This is a genomic window from Pseudomonas syringae CC1557 (assembly GCF_000452705.1).
Taxonomy (GTDB): domain Bacteria; phylum Pseudomonadota; class Gammaproteobacteria; order Pseudomonadales; family Pseudomonadaceae; genus Aquipseudomonas; species Aquipseudomonas syringae_F.
The window spans coordinates 5,716,196-5,733,481 of sequence record NZ_CP007014.1; the positions used below are offsets into that span (position 1 = coordinate 5,716,196).

A 17,286-nucleotide genomic window follows, 5' to 3' on the forward strand; every position below is an offset into this window, starting at 1 on the left:
AGCTGAACGAATGCGAGATAGCGTGCAGCATCCATTGCTATGCACAAATGACTGACGCGTGCTGTCATGACTCCAGTGTATGACGCGGAGCGTCACCCACTGTATGTCAATGCGGAGCAATGGCACGAGCATCACCCTCCAAGTAAGGCAGAGCGCGCTCATGAAATCAGTCCGCAGGTCAGGAAAATGATTGCTGAATATTGCCAGGCAAAAAAGTTTTCGACGCTGGCAGACGATATCGGGTTGATCTGCCCTCGCTACCCCACTCGTCTGGAGGCCTTGCGCCAAGCGGCGCTGCGGTTAATCGATCAGTCCATTCCAATGTAAAAACAGGCGATTTGGCTGTCTTTGCGCCGTATTCATTGAACAGGCGCGGCGTTTTTTTTTGGCCGATTTCCGAACCGTATCTCGTCTTTGTTATCTGTTGTGGGTAGTTTGCGTTCGGCAAGGAGTCGTTGGCGCGCCATTTTTTGTGCAGGACGCACAGAATTACTCAGAGGCTTCACCCTTATGAATCGCAGAAATCTCCTGAAAGCGTCCATGACGTTGGCCGCTTACAGCAGCGTGTCGGCTTCAGGGCTTTTCGCTGCGCGAGCACTGGCCGCCGCAGCTGATGGCGAGATCGAGCATTTCGATTTTGCAGAGTTGCAAGCCCACGCCAAGAAGCTCGCGAGCAAAGGCTATGTCAGCAACAAGCAGGTGCTTCCACCGGTGCTGGCGAACATGACGCCGCTGCAATTCAATGCCATTCGCTATGACCCGGATCATTCGCTGTGGAAAGACGTCAACGGCCAGCTGGACGTGCATTTCTTCCACGTCGGCATGGGCTTCAAAACGCCGGTGCGGATGTACAGCGTCGACCCTCAGAGCAAGCAGGCGCGGGAAGTGCATTTCCGCCATGACCTGTTCAATTACGAAAGCAGCGGCATCGACAAGAATCTGGTCAAGGGCGACCTGGGCTTTGCTGGCTTCAAGCTGTTCAAGGCGCCTGAAATCGCCATCAATGATGTGGTCTCGTTCCTCGGTGCCAGTTATTTCCGGGCCGTGGACAGCAACAAGCAATACGGCCTGTCGGCACGCGGCCTTGCGATCGACAGCTACGCCAAGCGTCAGGAAGAATTCCCCGATTTCACCAAGTTCTGGTTCGAAACCCCGGACAAGAACGCCACCCGCTTTGTGGTCTACGCCCTGCTCGATTCACCCAGCGCGACCGGCGCCTACCGCTTCGACATCGACTGCCAGGCCGGTCAGGTGGTCATGGAGATCGACGCGCACGTCAATGCGCGTACCGATATCCAGCAACTGGGCATTTCGCCGATGACCAGCATGTTCAGCTGTGGCACGCACGAGCGCCGCATGTGCGACACCATTCACCCACAGATTCACGATTCGGATCGGCTGTCGATGTGGCGCGGCAATGGCGAGTGGATCTGTCGTCCGCTGAACAACCCGGTCAAACCGCAATTCAGCGCGTTCTCCGACAAGGACCCGAAAGGCTTCGGCCTGGTGCAGAGCGATCACGAGTTCTCCAGCTATCAGGACACCGTTGTCTGGTACAGCCGTCGCCCGAGCCTGTGGGTCGAACCGATCACCGCATGGGGTGAAGGCGAGGTCAGCCTGCTGGAGCTGCCGACCACTGGCGAGACGATGGACAACATCGTGGTGTTCTGGACGCCGAAGATACCGGTCAAGGCCGGGGACTCGATGAATTACGGCTACAAGCTGTTCTGGAGCCCGCTACCACCGGTGAGCACGCCACTGGCGCAAGTTCACGCCACGCGTTCGGGCATGGGTGGTTTTCTCGAAGGCTGGGCACCCGGCGAGCATTACCCGACAACCTGGGCACGCCGCTTTGCGGTGGACTTCAACGGCGGCGGGCTGGATCGTCTGCCGGAAGGCACAGGCATCGAGCCGATCGTCACCGTGACCCACGGCAAGGTGCAGGACTTCAACATCCTCGTGCTGCCGGACATCAAGGGCTACCGCATTACCTTCGACTGGGTGCCGGACAGCGACTCGGTCGAGCCGGTTGAAATGCGCATGTTCATCCGTACCGGCGATCGGACGTTGAGCGAGACCTGGTTGTACCAGTACTTCCCGCCAGCACCGGACAAGCGCAAGTACACTTGATAGGTTGAGCCTTGAGCGTCATATCCCGGTATGACGCCCTTCAAAGCTCTTTAAGCCGCTCGGCGTACTTGACCAGGTCGGCCAGTGAGTCGGCTTCCATCTTGCGCATCACCGAGCCGCGGCGGACTTTGACGGTGATTTCGCTGACGTTCAGGCGGGCCGCGATCTGTTTGTTCAGCAGGCCAGTGACCACCAGGTCCATCACCTGCTGCTCACCCTGATTGAGGCTCGCGTAACGGCGCTGCAGTTCGGCTTCGACAGCGGCACTCTGGCGCCGGCTGCGATCCTGCGCCAGCCCTTGCTGGATGGCGTCCAACAGGTCCTGTTCCCGGAAAGGCTTGGTCAGAAACTCCACAGCCCCTGCCTTCATCGCCCGTACCGACATGGGAATATCGCCATGCCCGGTGATGAAGATGACCGGCAGGAAAATCCCCGATCTGGCCATGTGTTCCTGAAAGTCCAGACCGCTCATGCCCGGCATGCGGATGTCCAGAATCAAGCAGCCCGGCGCATCGGGACGACGGGTTTCCAGAAACTCCCGGGTCGAACCAAACAACAGACTGCGCAACCCGACCGACGCCAGCAGATCTTCCAGCGAGGAGCGCACCGACAGGTCATCATCGATGACGTAGACGATCGGCTCCTCAGGCGGCGTAACGGTGGCGACTGTGTTCATCAGGTTTCCATCTTTCCGGTAGGCAGGGTGAAATGAAACGTAGCACCTATTGATGGGTTTGGCGTGACCCAGATGCGCCCGCCATGGGCCTCGATGATCGAGCGGCTGATCGCCAGGCCAATCCCCATGCCCTCCTCCTTGGTGGTGTAGAACGCGTCGAACAACCGATGGGTGTTTTCCGGCTGCACGCCGATGCCATTGTCACTCACTGCGAATCCGATATCACCGCCGTCACGCCAGTCCACCCGAATCTCCAGCTGCGCCTGATCCGGCTCGGCGTTCTTCATCGCGTCCACGCCGTTGAGCATCAGATTCAGCAGCACTTGCTGGATCTGCACGCGATCAGCCAGCAGCGGCGGCAGACCTTCGGGGATATCGACCGTCAGCGCAACGCCCTGCTCTTCTATCTCGCTATGCGCCAACGCCACGATCTCGGCCACGGTGTCAGCGACACTGATCCACTCCTTATGGGTAGACGAACGCTTCGCCAGGGCGCGCACTCGCACAATGATATCGCCCGCCCGGTTGGCGTCGCCGATCATGCGCTCGACAGCCTGCCGGGCTTTTTCCAGATTGACCGGCTCGGTGGCCAGCCAGCGCTGGCAGGCATTGCCGCTGATGACAATGGCTGACAGTGGCTGATTGAGTTCATGCGCAATGGACGCCGTCAGTTCACCGAGTTGATTGACCCGTGCGATGTGCGCCAGTTGTGAACGCGCCTCATGAACCGTGCGAATGGCCAGCGCCATGCGCAGCGCCAGCCAGGTGGTCATGGCGATGGCCGCCAGACTGATAATGCAGTTGATCAGCCCGGACGCTTCACTGCCTCTGGAAGTGGTCATCTCGTAGCTGATAACGGTCAGCACCATGCACAGCAGCGCGATCGCAATAACGCCACCGGCCGGCAAAAACCTGACCGCCAGCAGCACCACCACAATCTGAAACACGCCCACGGCAATTTCCAGATCGGTCAGCGTGTCGGCTACCGCAATGACCAGTGCCAGCAGCAGCAAGGCGATCAGCCGCACCGCCAACGCTGCCTTGCCGTAGGATTCAGATTCACGCATGCGCATCATCCCGTTCGTTGCAAAAGGTACGTTGAGTATGTCGTACAAACCTCAGGAAGGATTGTCCAGGCTAAACTGATCGGCCAACTCGTCATAGGCAAACAACTCGGCGTAGCGTCCCCATTGGATCACTGCGTTAAGGGTCTGCATGGCATCGCTTTCGGACATGAAGTCTTCCAGTTGATCGCGAAAGCGTCGCGCCGGTGCGGTGTGCGTGGGACGATCATCCAGCACCCGGCGGATATGCGCCACCAGCGGCACAAAGCTCAGCAAATGCTGGGCGAAGAGCTGCTTGCGCTCGTCCACATCCGCCAGTGCGTAACGCTCAGCCGCTGGCAGCAAACGTATGTCGCCGCCCTTCAGTTCAGCAAAGCGCAACAATTGCAGTACTTCGGCAATCGGGAACAGTTCGTCGGCGTTGTAGTGCAGCGCAGCGGCCAACTCTGGCAGATCGGCTTTCAGGTTATAGGGCGGCGCGTGAATTGCCTCGATCAGCCCTGCCAGGGCGTTGGTGGAAACCTGTGGCAACACCATGCCCAGCCCGGTGCCGGGAAACACGCCCTGACGGATCTCGCCGGCATCGTTGTCCTGAGTCATCAGCACATAGATTTCTTCTACCAGCGCACGAAAAATCGGGTCCTGGCGATTGCGCGGCTGCGGCAGATCGACCTTGATCTCGCTGATCACCCGCCCCGGATTGGAGGAGAACAGCAGGATGCGATCGCACATCAGCACCGCTTCGGCGATGTTGTGCGTCACCATCAGGATCGACTTGATGGGCATGCGCCCTTCGCTCCACATGTCCAGCAGATCGGTGCGCAGGGTTTCAGCGGTCAATACGTCGAGCGCGGAGAACGGCTCGTCCATCAGCAGTACATCGGGATCGATGACCAGCGCACGCGCCATGCCTACGCGTTGGCGCATGCCACCCGACAGCTCCTTGGGATAAGCGCTCTCGAAACCGTCCAGCCCGATCAAGTCGATAGCCGCCAGCGCACGCTTGCGGCGCACGGCAGCCGGCACGCGCTGCGCTTCAAGGCCGACTTCAACGTTTTCCAGCACGGTCAGCCAGGGAAACAGGGCAAAGCTCTGGAACACCATGCCCACCGACATCACCTGCCCTTGCGCAAGGCGCGGAAAATTCACCTGGCCTTCAGTCGGCACCACCAGCCCCGCGATGGAGCGCAACAGGGTCGACTTGCCCGAGCCGGAACGACCCAGCAGGCCGACGATTTCGTTTTCATTGAGCTGCAGTGTCACGTCATCCAGCACCAGACGCTCTTTGCTGGCCTTGCCGTACACATGTCGAACTTTCTGAACATCTACCAGGCACCGCGTTTCGACAGCCATCATGATGGCGCCCTCCGTTACACAAGATTGCACAAAATCACACAAGACTCAGACGTCGCTCGGCGAACCCGTACAGCGGGCGCCACAGCAACCGGTTGAACGCGATCACGAAGACCGACATGACGGCAATGCCCAGCGCGACACGCGGAAAGTCTCCCGCCTGAGTCGCATTGGCGATGTACGAGCCCAGCCCAGCCGCCTGTACATGCTGATCGCCCCAGGACACCGCTTCGGCGACGATACTGGCGTTCCACGAGCCACCGGAAGCAGTCAGGGCGCCCGTCACGTAGTACGGAAATACCCCCGGCAACGCCACGCGACGCCACCACTGCCAGCCGCGCATATTGAACATGCTGGCCGCTTCGCGCAGGTCGGTCGGCAAGGCACTGGCCCCGGCGATCACGTTGAACAGGATGTACCACTGGGTACCCAGCACCATCAGCGGCGACAGCCAGATATCCGGGTTCAGGTGCAGCCCGACGATAGCGATCACGGCAAACGGAAACAGCACGTTGGCAGGAAACGCCGCCATGAATTGCGCAATCGGTTGCAGCCGCTCGGCCCATACAGGACGCAAGCCGATCCACACCCCGACGGGCACCCAGACCAGGCTGGCAATCATGATCAGCACGATCACCCGCAGCATGGTCGCCAGGCCCATCCCGAAGGCGGTGAGCATGTCGTTCAGGCCCAGCGATGCCTCGATGAAACGGAACAGGTAAGCACTGCCGGTCAAACAGGCGGCCATGACCATTCCCAGCCACAGGTAGTCGATCACCCGGGCGACCCGTGGCGTCGGTTTCACTTTCCAGAACCGGGACACCATGCGCCAGTCGACCAGCATCAGCCCTTTCCACGGCGCAGCCAGAAGTGCGCCAAGCATGGGCGCCAGACGAGAGCGACCCAGTACGCTGTACACCCAGGAGCGTGGACGCTTCGACGAAGCTGTTTGCTCGAAGCGGAATTTGTCCGCCCAAGCGACCACCGGCCTGAACAGCAGCTGGTCATAGGCGAGGATCACGACCGCCATTGCGCCGACTGCCCAGGCAATCGCCGGAAGGTTTTTCTGTTCGATAGCCAGCGCCAGCCAGGAACCGATGCCCGGCAGGTTGACCGTGGTATCCCCGACAGAAATCGCTTCACAGGCAACGACAAAAAACCAGCCGCCGGACATCGACATCATCATGTTCCACACCAGCCCCGGTATGGCGAACGGCAGCTCCAGACGGGTGAAACGGAGCACCGGCGAGAGACCGAACTGGCGACTGACTTCATTCAGGTCATCCGGCACAGTGCGCAACGACTGATAGAAACTGAAAGCGATGTTCCAGGCCTGACTGGTAAAAATCGCAAAGATCGCAGCGCATTCGACACCCAGTTGTCGACCGGGAAACAGTCCCATGAAGAACGTGACGGTGAAGGTCAGAAAACCCAGCACCGGGACTGATTGAAGAATATCCAGCGCAGGGATAATGACCTGTTCGGCCTTGCGGCTTTTAGCGGCAAGTGTCGCGACGATGAACGTGAAGACCAGCGAAGCGGCCAACGCGATAAACATGCGCAACGTAGTACGCAGGGCATATTCCGGGAGCCGTGCCGGATCGAGTGTCACCGGGTTTGAATCAAGTACGGCGATGGGCTGCAGCATTTGGCCCACGCCATACCACAACAGCGCAAAGAACACGGCCAGCAACACGACACAGATGCCGTCGGCTACATAAGAGTTTCGCGCACCGGCCCTGACAAAACGGGGCGCTCGCAGGCTTTTACCAAATTCGGATATCGAATGCATTGCTCACCTCGCGTCGGCAGCACAGGCGCGGGCCAGCGGGTTTGATAAACAAACAGGCTGTCAGCGTTTACTGATAAAGGGCATTAAAGGCTGCCGGATAGTGAGATGAAGCTTATCGAGTTTTGAACAACAGTTAAAACCTGCAAAGGTAGAGCCTGTTTATCTGTACGTATGAGTTATATATACCAACGTATAGTGATGTGAATAATCAACGTGGAAGCGGGGTCCTACAGCCCGGAACAGGCTGCACTTAAGTAAGCGGTGCAGCACAGAGTTGTGACGCGGAGCGTCACCCAAGGCATTATTTTCGGGAGCTGCACCGGCCTCTTCGCGAACACGTTCGCTCCTACGGCCTTTGGCCAGAATCAAAAGCGGGTTTGTGTATCACGATGAGCACCGAAGCATTCGGAACGAGAGTTTTGTAGCTCTCGTACCGATGCTCCGTGTGAACGTAACAGCCGATGCAGGCAGTGATATCAAACCCGGAAGTGGCTGACCATCATCTGCAGCTGTCCGCCCAGGCGTGCCAGTTCGACGCTGGAGGCGGCGGTTTCTTCGCTGGCTTCGGCGGTCTGTTCCGATACGTCGCGAACGTTGACGATGCTGCGGCTGATTTCGTCGGCAACCGAGCTTTGCTGCTCGGCAGCCGCCGCGATCTGCTGGTTCATCGCCTGAATGCTCGACACAGTGCGCGTGATGTCTTCCAGCGATGTACCAGCCTTGCGGGTCAGTTCGACACTGCTGTCGGTCAGCGCACGGCTGCCCAGCATGATGCCGGACACCTGACGAGTACCGTTCTGCAACGCAGCAACCAGGCCTTCGATTTCTTCGGTGGATTGCTGAGTGCGCTGGGCCAGGCCGCGTACTTCATCGGCCACCACTGCAAAACCGCGCCCTGCTTCACCGGCACGCGCCGCTTCGATGGCCGCGTTGAGCGCCAACAGATTGGTCTGCTCGGCCACCGCCTTGATCACGTCCATGACCTTGCCGATCTTGTCGCTTTCCTGCTCAAGCACATTCATCGCGTCGGACGAACGCGCCACTTCAGTGGCCAGCCGTTCAATCTGCTGGATAGCCTCGCCCACGACCTTGTCACCTTCGCGAGCCTGCTTGTCTGCGTCGGATGCAGCGACGGAAGCCTGCTCGGCATTACGTGCGACTTCGTGAACGGTGGCCGACATTTCCTGCATCGCCGTGGCAACCTGATCAGTCTCGACCTTCTGGCTGTTGACGCCAGCACTGGTCTGCTCGGTCACCGCCGACAGTTCTTCCGCAGCACTGGCAATCTGCGTAACGCCGTCGCGAATACCGGAAATCAGCTCGCGCAAGGTAGTGCCCATATTCTGGATGCCTTGCTGCAATACACCCAGTTCATCGCGTCGGGTAATGGCTGCCGTGTGAGTCAGATCGCCGGAAGCGATACGCTCGACGATCGCCAGTGTGTCGCGCAGCGGACGAGTGATCTGGCGGGTGATGAGCACCGCAGCAAGAATGCCGAGCAACATGACCAACACCACACAACCGATCTGCAGGTTACGGGCCTTGTCGGTATCCGCTTTGGCCAGTTGCATCTGCAACCCGTAAAGCTGTTCGCCAAGCTTGACGATGGTCGCCCCCTGAGTGGTCAGGTCCTTGCGAACATCGCCCGCCGTCTGAGCGGTGGCCTTAAACGCGTCCAGAGAAGTACGGTAGTTGCGAAGTGCAGTCTCGAACTGCGCAACCTGCGCGCCATTGCTGGCAGCAAAAGCAGATTTGAGTTTATCCAGATGGCTGATAGTGGCGTCCAGTTGCTGGAAAGCAGCTTTTTCGCTCTTTTCATCAGGTTTGGCGGTATAGCCTCGCACTTCGCTGCCCGCCAGCAGCACGTCCTGCCTGGCAGAATTGACCTGTTGTGCAAGATCGAAACGAGTCGGGTCCGAAGGGTCCATGCGCATGACGGACTCATTGAGCGCTTCGACGCCCTGAGCAGCAGCGGCAGCATTGGACGTGATCTCGGTGCGCACCTTCGTGCTGTCCCGGTAAACCGCACGCATGCTGTTCAGCGATGCCTCGTAATCACGAGTCACATCAGCAAGATCACTCATCGGTTTCAGGTTGACCGGGTTGGTGAAGCGGCCCCGCAGTGAATCCTGATGTGCCTTGAACACGTCCAGTTTGCTTTGCATATTCTGTGCGGCGGTTTCATCGCCATCGGTGAGCATGTATTGCAGGCGCGCAACGCGCAGGTTGGTCAGGTTGCTGCTGAGTTGAGCGATGTCGCCGATTCTGTCGGTGCGACTGATGAGCTTGTCGAGGCTGGTCCAGCCTACGAGTGCAAGAATTGCCGTAAAAAAAAGAACGGTCCCAAAGCCCAGTGCCAACTTCATGTTGACGCTGATATTCGCAAAGCTGCTGTTCATGACATCTCCTGATTATGCTTTTTGAATGCGCACTGACAGAGCTGAGGATTTGTTTTTATGAACAGCAGACCCGCGCGCCAGAGCTATCGGCCGCAGAACAGCAAAACTTGATAAAAAATAAACGGGGCTTGAACGTTACATCTCGATAAAAAAACGGGGGGCTCTTCGCCCCCGCTCTGGTCAGCTAACCAACTTGAAACGTGCGACGACATTGCGCATGTCGTTCGCAACCCGTGCCAGTTCGTCGGCGGTCACTGCGTTGTTGTCGATACCCAGCATCAAGGTCCCGGAGCTGTTGCGGATCTCCATGACGTTACGGTTGATGTCTTCGGAAACCGCGTGCTGCTGTACGGCAGCGCTGGCGATCTGGGTGTTCATTTCAACGATGCGCTCGACGCCCTCGCTGATGCTCGACAGACTGCCTGACGCTTCGCTGGCCGCAGTGATGCACGCTTGAGCCTTTTGCTGCCCTGCCTGCATCTGCTGCACGGCAGCGTCGGTAGCACTTTGCAGCTGTTGAATGATGCTGCGGATTTCTTCAGTAGACGCTTGGGTACGCGATGCCAGCGTGCGGACTTCATCAGCCACGACCGCAAAGCCACGACCCTGCTCGCCGGCACGTGCCGCCTCGATGGCCGCGTTGAGTGCCAGCAGATTGGTCTGATCGGCAATGGTGCTGATCACCTGAATGACGCCGCCAATAGACTGGCTGTGCAAGGCCAGCGCCTGAACCTTCTGAGCACTGACTTCTACTTCATCGGCCAGCGCCTGAATCGTGGTGTGGGCCTGATGCATGATGCGCAGCCCGTTACGCGAAGCGGCATTGGCCTCGTCAGCAGCCGATGCAGCACCTTCAGTGTTCTGCGCCACATCGGCGACGCTTGCGGTCATCTCGTTGATGGCCGTGGCCACCTGTTCGGTCTCGGCCTGTTGCGCGTTCATCGATTGCTTGGCCAGGCCAATGGAAGTGCCCAGTCGCGCCGCCACGTCAGACAGCTCATACGAGGTGCGATCCATGTGCGAGATGGAGCTGGAAAACGCTTCTGCCATCAGGTTCAGACCGTTACCGATATCGGCCACTTCGTCCTTGCTGACCACCTGCACTCGCGCACTCAGATCACCGTCAGCCAGGCGACGGGTAACACCCAGCAGGCTGTCGATGGCGATGCGCAAGGCGCGATAAATGCTGCAGAACACATAGAGGAGCAGCAGACCCACGATCACACACATGGCGATCATCATCTGGCGCAGCTTGGTCAAAGCGGTGTAGCGGGAATTCAATTCGTCCTGCAGTGCAAACTGGATTTCGTCTTGTGCTTTATAAAGGGCAGAGACTACAACGTTACCCTGAGCACCGAGTGCCTGACCCCTTTGCGCGGAGAAGTCCGTGCCTTTTACGTAGGCTTGCAGCTCATTGCGGAAATTATCCATTGCTGCGGTGGCCGTGGCGATCGGATCATTGATGCGGTTGGCGAGTTCTGGAGAACGTCGTTTGAGCAAACGAACGCTTTGCTCAAGCTCGCTGCGGAACAGCAACTCGAGCTTCAACAGGCTGTCGAGCGAACCACGCATCGAGGCACTCAGGCCCTGCCCTGTGCTCATGCCGGCGGTAATACCACGGACCTGGCCGGCGACGTTGATTTCCCTGGGCATACGAATGGTGCTCAGGTCGATCAGAAACAGCGTCGCAGGATCATCGTCCAGCACCAGGCCAGAGGTGGCCGATACGTAGTAGATAAAGTTGAGCGTCTGGGCCAGTTGCTCGTTCCACTGGGCAAAGAAATCGTCCGGCGAAAGGCCCGGTTTGACGCTCTCCATCAATGAGCGAGCGCCTTCACGAAGGCGCTGGACGCGATTCTCTGTGTCCAGTTCAGGGCCCTTGCGAGCATCCATGTCGGAAAGATTATTGAAGGCCGTTTCAAGCTGGTTGCGGTTATTGGCGAGGTCTTGAGCAGCAGACGCATCACCTGACAACAGACGGTTGGTGTGCGCGCGCTGAAGCATGGAAAGTCGCAGGATAGGCGTGACGGTAAGCAGGTATTCGCGGCCGACACGCTCTTGCTCGACGCTATCGATTCTTGAATTCAGGTTACTGAACACCCTCATACCGAGAATGATCAGCGGAATGACGATGATAATGGCTAAAACGGCAAATTTGGCAGGGAAACGCAGGCGGTTGGTGAGGCTGATACCAGGCGAAAGAATATTCATGTTTTTCTCGTTTTAATTAAGGTGCCCGATCCGGTTGAAAAAACTCCTTTCTTCTGCATCACGGCAGGTGCAGGTCAGTTGTCGGTCTCTAACAGATCACCCACTCGGATGAGTAGCACTGTGCCATCACCTCAGAGCAAGCGGTCATTGAGAAGTTCAATGGCGGCCATCATCTGATACCGACCTATCGGCAAGGCCACGCAGAACGTGAGCCTGAGAAAGATATGCAGCTGCGAAAGAAGTGCAGTAAGCAGAAGGATTCATGCAGGAAAGGACAACCCAAACGAGGGGTTCCTTGATCGAGAAGAGAAAGGCAAGGCTGAAAAGAAAACTGGCTGGAGAACTCAGCTATGGTGTGTGCCGTCGTGCGCCAACCTGGCTGCACGACGACGGGTATTTTTCTGCTTTGACGGATTTCTGGTTGTTCAGGCCCTCGCCCATTCCACATTCGACAGACCGAGCTTTTCCGCCTGAGGCTTGCTCAGCTTGGGCACCGGATCTGAACGGTATTTGGGGATAGCACCAAACCCTGCATCAACCGAAGCCCAATGCCAGGCTTCCCGATTGTCCATGCCGACAGCCCTTATGTAGAACGTCTTGTAACTGCCATGCAGCAGGTAATCGATACGGTAGTGTTTTTCATCAGCCATGGTTGTTGCTCCTGCTTTGTCAACTCGCAAAACAGATCATGGTCGTTTCAAAAAATTCAAAAAATTATTACCGTAATTTAATAGATATCATATTGATATCACTCTTTGCGCTTGAATGAATAGCGTCACGTGATTTCTTGTTAATAGACAATGTTTATAACAGGCATTTGTTCATAGTATTAATGGCTTAAGCCTTGCCTCTCCGCGCGCTGCTAGCGGCAAGGCTTCAACTATAAGTCCGTACTTTTTCCTGTTTAGACTGGGGATAAGAAAACTCTATTGAACCCTTATTTATGCACCGCTCATCCCATAAAAATACAGTTTCGAGCAACGTTTACCTGCAGCCTTTTTCATACCCAGTGACTGCGTTGAATCAAGCCCATTCGTATGGGTTAACGCTCCCCAAAGAGACAAAGCCTGAGGAAACGACATGTTCATTCATAACAAACGACTTCAATATACCGTTCGTGTAGCCCGTCCAAATCCAGGACTCGCCAATCTGCTGCTGGAACAATTCGGTGGTGCGCAAGGCGAGCTGGCCGCCGCCGGACGTTACTTCACCCAAGGCCTGAGCGAGGATGATCCAGGCCGTAAAGATCTGTTGATGAGCATCGCCACCGAGGAGCTCAGCCATCTCGAAATTGTGGGTTCGATTATCGTCATGCTCAACAAAGGTGCCAAAGGCCAACTGGCGGAGGGCATCGAAGAAGAAGGCGAGCTTTACCGCTCCATTAACGGCAACGGCAATGACTCGCACATCACCAGCCTGCTGTACGGTGCCGGTGCGCCGTTGACCAACTCCGCCGGTGTGCCATGGACCGCTGCCTACATCGACACCATCGGCGAACCAACTGCCGACTTCCGCTCCAACATCGCTGCTGAAGCACGGGCCAAGATCGTTTACGAGCGGTTGATGAACGTCACTGACGATCCGGGCGTGAAAGAAGCACTGGGCTTCCTGATGACCCGTGAGATCGCTCACCAGTTGTCGTTCGAAAAAGCCCTGCACGCCATCCAGCCCAACTTCCCGCAAGGCAAACTGCCTGGCGATCCGGAGTTCACCAACAAGTTCTTCAATATGTCCGGCGAGCCGAATGTACGTGGCCCGTGGAACCAGGGTGGCGAGTGGGAGTTCGTCGAGTCGCCACAGCCGGCAGTCGATGGCGGTGATGGCTCCGCCTCTGTGACACTCGATGCCAAAGATGCAGAGGTTCTGGAAATGATGAAGGAGCGGACTATGTCCGATCCGACGGCCAACCCTATTACCGGCGCTGATCTTGGGTCGGGTTTTGTTCAGGGCAAAGACCTTTAAGGGACTGCCCTTCAGAGGCTCTCTCACAAGAGCTTCTGAAGGGCGCTGATGTCGCACTCAGGAGAACTGATCATGAAAAAACCACGCTCCAGCAAGCACTTCTCGCCTGATGGCGAGTTCGAGAAAGCACTGACAGGTGCAGTATTCGGGAACGGTCTTCGCGCATTCGACGCCCAGGCACGTTTGGCCCGCAGAGGCTTTCAGGTGGTCATGGCCGCCAAAGTCTTTGGTGTCGGCACGTTGCTTGATAACAACTTGCCAGTACGCTGATGACCCGGTATTCAACTGCACCACTTGCACCTCTGCGACGGGGCTGAATTTCAGCCTCGCCTGTGGATAACTTCAGTGGAACCCTACCCATTCACCAGGGTGCTCAAGTGATGCACTGGTTTCGCCAAGGACAGGGTGGCACTTCAGATAATCGCCACCTATCGGTGACCGGCAAAATTCGCTGAATTTTATGTGGCCTGTGGCACTCCCTTTCTTACGCTGTACAGAACAATAGAAAGTCTCGCGTGACCGCGTCTATCGTGATTTTCAACTGCCGAGGTACGATTTTCATGACGTCTCTTCAAGTGATGACCGGCGCAGCCGTCGTCAAAACCGTCGTTGAAGAAGCCCGTTCAAAAACCATCTACCAATCATGGATGAATGATCGGGCTCCAGAACATCAACATGATGCGGTCACTTTTCTGAATCATTGCCTGGCTCGCGCCGAGCGGGAAACATGCGATCTTCCGGCCCAGCCGGAAGCGCTCGAACAGTGGATGGAGCACAACGTCGGAATCGTTGCCGATCAGTACGCCCGTTACCTCGAGGAGCGTCGCAGTGGCCAGCCGCGACGGTTTTTCAAGAGCAAGGCCCAGGCGATGTATTTCATTCAGCACGTTGCGCCAGTGAAACTGGTTGACGGCGCCTGGCTATATGGGCTGTTGCCGCACTGGGCAGATTATCGATTCCACGGCCTGATTCGCACGTATCTGGAAGAACTGGGTGATGGCGAGCAGGCGCAGAATCATGTGTCGCTGTACCGCAAATTACTGGCCGACCTCGACTGCGATACCAGCGCTCCGTTGCCGGATGAAGCGTATCTGCAAGCAGCCATTCAGCTTTCACTGGGCCAGTTGACTGATCAATACCTTCCCGAAGTCATCGGCTACAACCTGGGCTATGAACAACTGCCGCTGCACTTGCTCATTACCTCGTTCGAACTGAATGAACTAGGGATTGATCCTTATTACTTCACCTTGCACGTCACGATCGATAACGCCAGCACCGGGCATGCACGCAAGGCTGCGCAGAGCGTCCTTGAACTGATGCCTGTCGGTCAGGAGCGCAACGAGTTCTATAGGCGTGTCGCCAATGGCTATCGTTTGAACGAGCTGGGCATGGGCTCTGGCGACGTTATTCAGTCGTTCGATCTGGAGCAGGAAGTGGTGGCCATGCTTGAGCGCAAGCGGACTTTCGGCCAGCACATGCATTCCGACTACTGCCGTCTGGATGGCAAGACCGTGAACGAATGGCTTGCCGAGCCGGATCAGATCCCGGAGTTTCTCGGGGTGCTGGAAAACAGAGGCTGGATCAAGCGTCATGAAGATCCTCTGCACAGTCGCTTCTGGAAGTTGTTCGAAGGCGCTGGCGCGCCCATGTTCGGTGTCTTCAATGGCTACGAAAAACAGCTCATGCACGACTGGATTGCGGGTGACTGGCTCGCCGACGGCAGCGCCCAGGCGACGGGCGGCAAACGCTTGCCTGAAGCGTTTCGTTCGCGCTTTCGCAACGTGCAGGGCGGACAGCCCTCACCTGCCCTGACGACGCCGACGCTGGCAGATGCCGACCCGGATGTGCGCGAATTACACATGAAACTTGAATCGGCGGCGGCGACTGAAAAGATGTCCACCTTGATCGCAAGCATGTCGCCCGCGCGGCACGCGACGGCGGCCGGACTGCACGCCACTCGCCTGTTCGTCAGCAGCATGGCCGAACGCCTGACCGGAGCACGCGCATGAGCCTCCCGCTGCCTGACCGCAATGCGTTGATCACGCTTGCAGAACGCCTTAAAACCAATGACTACCGCTTCATCACGCCGACGCCGCTGACGCACCGCCACGTCAATCAACGCCCGGAGAATCGCATCGCCGGGTCGCTGCGGGATATTTTTGGCTGGAGTCGTCTGATCCCGGAATTCATGCTGCCAGTCTCGGAAGCGCAAGGCCTTTTGGAAGCCGGTATTCTTGAGCGCAGCGACGACGGCCTGAAGAGTCGGGTCAGGTTTTCCAGCCTCGATGACCTGCTGCTGGTGCATTCGGCTTTCCCGACCGCCGATGAAGACTCGGTGTTCTTCGGTCCAGATACCTACCGCTTTGCGCAGTCCATCAATCGTCATCTGCAAGGCACGACGCAGCCGATCAGGCGCGCTGTGGATATTGGCTGTGGCACCGGTGCCGGAGGCCTGCTGGTTGCCGTTGCACGCCCTGAAGCCCAGGTATATGCCGTCGACATCAACCCTAAAGCGCTGCACTTCGCCGAGATCAACGCCGCTGTAGCAGGTCTGGAGAATCTGCAGTCCTGCCAGAGCGATATTCTCTCGGGCGTGACCGGCAATTTCGACCTGATCGTCGCCAACCCACCGTACATGAAGGACAGCAAACGCCGGGCTTACCGCCATGGTGGTGACGCACTCGGTGCGGATCTGTCGGTGCGCATCCTGCGTGAATCACTGGATCGCCTGACGCCCGGTGGCTCGCTGGTGCTCTATACCGGGGTAGCGATGGTTGGCGAACACGATCCGTTTTTCGATGCAGTCCGTGGCGATATTGACCATGCAGCGCTGGCATGGACTTACCGCGAACTGGACCCGGATGTGTTTGGCGAAGAGCTGCTGGAAGACGGTTACGAAGACGTGGACCGTATTGCCGCCGTGGAATTGATCGTCACTCGACAGGCTTGAGCAGGCTGGGCACTTTGTAAATCAGTCCAGCACTCGAATGCCTTGCCTGCGCCCTCCCTCCCGATAGTCTTGGGTTATAACGCACATAAAACCTGAAATGGGTCCATGAGTATTCATTCCGGTAGAACGGTAGAGGCGCCATTACGATCCTGCTTTCATGGGATCGACGGCGCCATCTCTTTACTGCATCACGGAGGACTGCACATGCCACGGCTGAACAGAATCATCGAAACGGCGCTTTATGTAGAGGACCTTGCAAAAGCGGCGAGCTTCTATCAGCAGGTACTTGAGTTGGACATCATGTTCGAGAGCCCGACATTGGTAGCGTTCAATGTGGGGGGCTCGAACACATTACTGCTGTTCAAACGTGGCGCTTCACTGGGCACCCAATATTTAAGTGATGGGGAGATTCCACCCCATGACGGACAAGGGCGGATTCATGTCTGCTTTGCCATCGATGCTGACCAGATGCAGCCATGGACGGATCGGCTTGCTCAGGCCAATGTCGCCATCGAAGGCCGCACTAATTGGCCCAGGGGCGGTTCGAGCATTTACTTCCGCGACCCGGATGAACATCTGCTCGAATTGCTGACGCCAGGTTGCTGGGCGATCTATTGAAAGGGGCAGGCAGACGCTGGTCACGTATCACGCGTGACCACATAGCGGCGACCGTTGGCCAGGGCTAACACCTTGCCGGTGCCGAAACGGGCGGTAATCGGTCGGACCGATTCGGAGAGGGCGTTATCCTG

The 17,286-nt window shown here is 57.4% G+C and carries 14 protein-coding genes and 2 pseudogenes; 7 read left to right on the plus strand and 9 right to left on the minus strand.

Annotated elements, in window-relative coordinates; genetic code table 11:
• Window positions 1-66 precede the first annotated feature (66 nt).
• Both N018_RS27850 and N018_RS25180 read left to right on the plus strand, forming a co-directional pair.
• On the plus strand, window positions 67-327 hold the full coding sequence (locus N018_RS27850) for a hypothetical protein (protein ID WP_025391058.1): 261 nt from the start codon (window positions 67-69) through the stop codon (window positions 325-327).
• A gap of 183 nt (window positions 328-510) precedes the next feature.
• A complete protein-coding gene (locus N018_RS25180; RefSeq protein WP_024647512.1) occupies window positions 511-2,130 on the plus strand; it encodes a glucan biosynthesis protein D in 1,620 nt (539 codons plus the stop codon).
• A gap of 40 nt (window positions 2,131-2,170) precedes the next feature.
• Here the strand turns inward: N018_RS25180 and N018_RS25185 are convergent, their stop codons facing one another.
• The 9 genes and pseudogenes from N018_RS25185 to N018_RS25215 all read right to left on the minus strand — a co-directional run bounded on the left by N018_RS25185 (window position 2,171) and on the right by N018_RS25215 (window position 12,275).
• Window positions 2,171-2,806, minus strand: a complete 636-nt coding sequence (locus N018_RS25185) for a response regulator transcription factor (protein WP_025391059.1) — start codon at window positions 2,804-2,806, stop codon at window positions 2,171-2,173.
• Complete coding sequence (locus tag N018_RS25190; RefSeq protein WP_024647514.1) at window positions 2,806-3,873, minus strand: sensor histidine kinase; 1,068 nt, start codon at window positions 3,871-3,873, stop codon at window positions 2,806-2,808. The genes N018_RS25185 and N018_RS25190 overlap by 1 nt, the downstream gene beginning before the upstream one ends.
• A gap of 51 nt (window positions 3,874-3,924) precedes the next feature.
• Complete coding sequence (locus N018_RS25195) at window positions 3,925-5,229, minus strand: ABC transporter ATP-binding protein (protein WP_024647515.1); 1,305 nt, start codon at window positions 5,227-5,229, stop codon at window positions 3,925-3,927.
• 31 nt (window positions 5,230-5,260) lie between these two features.
• On the minus strand, window positions 5,261-7,015 hold the full coding sequence (locus N018_RS25200; RefSeq protein WP_024647516.1) for an ABC transporter permease: 1,755 nt from the start codon (window positions 7,013-7,015) through the stop codon (window positions 5,261-5,263).
• A 476-nt stretch (window positions 7,016-7,491) separates the two neighbouring features.
• Window positions 7,492-8,355, minus strand: a complete 864-nt coding sequence (locus N018_RS28760; RefSeq protein ID WP_418903496.1) for a methyl-accepting chemotaxis protein — start codon at window positions 8,353-8,355, stop codon at window positions 7,492-7,494.
• A 39-nt stretch (window positions 8,356-8,394) separates the two neighbouring features.
• Window positions 8,395-9,414 (minus strand): annotated as a pseudogene (locus N018_RS28765) (methyl-accepting chemotaxis protein); the annotation flags it as partial.
• Between the two features lie 180 nt (window positions 9,415-9,594).
• On the minus strand, window positions 9,595-10,464 hold the full coding sequence (locus N018_RS28770; RefSeq protein ID WP_418903497.1) for a methyl-accepting chemotaxis protein: 870 nt from the start codon (window positions 10,462-10,464) through the stop codon (window positions 9,595-9,597).
• A pseudogene (locus tag N018_RS28775) lies at window positions 10,465-11,625 on the minus strand (HAMP domain-containing protein); the annotation flags it as partial. It lies immediately after the preceding gene.
• A gap of 425 nt (window positions 11,626-12,050) precedes the next feature.
• A complete protein-coding gene (locus tag N018_RS25215; protein ID WP_024647519.1) occupies window positions 12,051-12,275 on the minus strand; it encodes a DUF6555 family protein in 225 nt (74 codons plus the stop codon).
• 430 nt (window positions 12,276-12,705) lie between these two features.
• Between N018_RS25215 and N018_RS25220 the strand changes: the two genes are divergently transcribed.
• From N018_RS25220 to N018_RS25240, 5 genes are all read left to right on the plus strand, one after another.
• Window positions 12,706-13,587: a manganese catalase family protein gene (locus tag N018_RS25220; RefSeq protein ID WP_024647520.1), complete on the plus strand. Its 882-nt coding sequence runs from the start codon at window positions 12,706-12,708 to the stop codon at window positions 13,585-13,587.
• Window positions 13,588-13,659: 72 nt separating this feature from the next.
• Complete coding sequence (locus N018_RS25225) at window positions 13,660-13,857, plus strand: hypothetical protein (RefSeq protein WP_024647521.1); 198 nt, start codon at window positions 13,660-13,662, stop codon at window positions 13,855-13,857.
• 290 nt (window positions 13,858-14,147) lie between these two features.
• A complete protein-coding gene (locus tag N018_RS25230) occupies window positions 14,148-15,596 on the plus strand; it encodes an iron-containing redox enzyme family protein (RefSeq protein ID WP_025391060.1) in 1,449 nt (482 codons plus the stop codon).
• Window positions 15,593-16,537: a methyltransferase gene (locus N018_RS25235; protein WP_025391061.1), complete on the plus strand. Its 945-nt coding sequence runs from the start codon at window positions 15,593-15,595 to the stop codon at window positions 16,535-16,537. Before N018_RS25230 ends, N018_RS25235 begins: the two co-directional genes overlap by 4 nt.
• Window positions 16,538-16,741: 204 nt before the next feature.
• On the plus strand, window positions 16,742-17,155 hold the full coding sequence (locus tag N018_RS25240; RefSeq protein WP_025391062.1) for a VOC family protein: 414 nt from the start codon (window positions 16,742-16,744) through the stop codon (window positions 17,153-17,155).
• Window positions 17,156-17,286 lie beyond the last annotated feature (131 nt).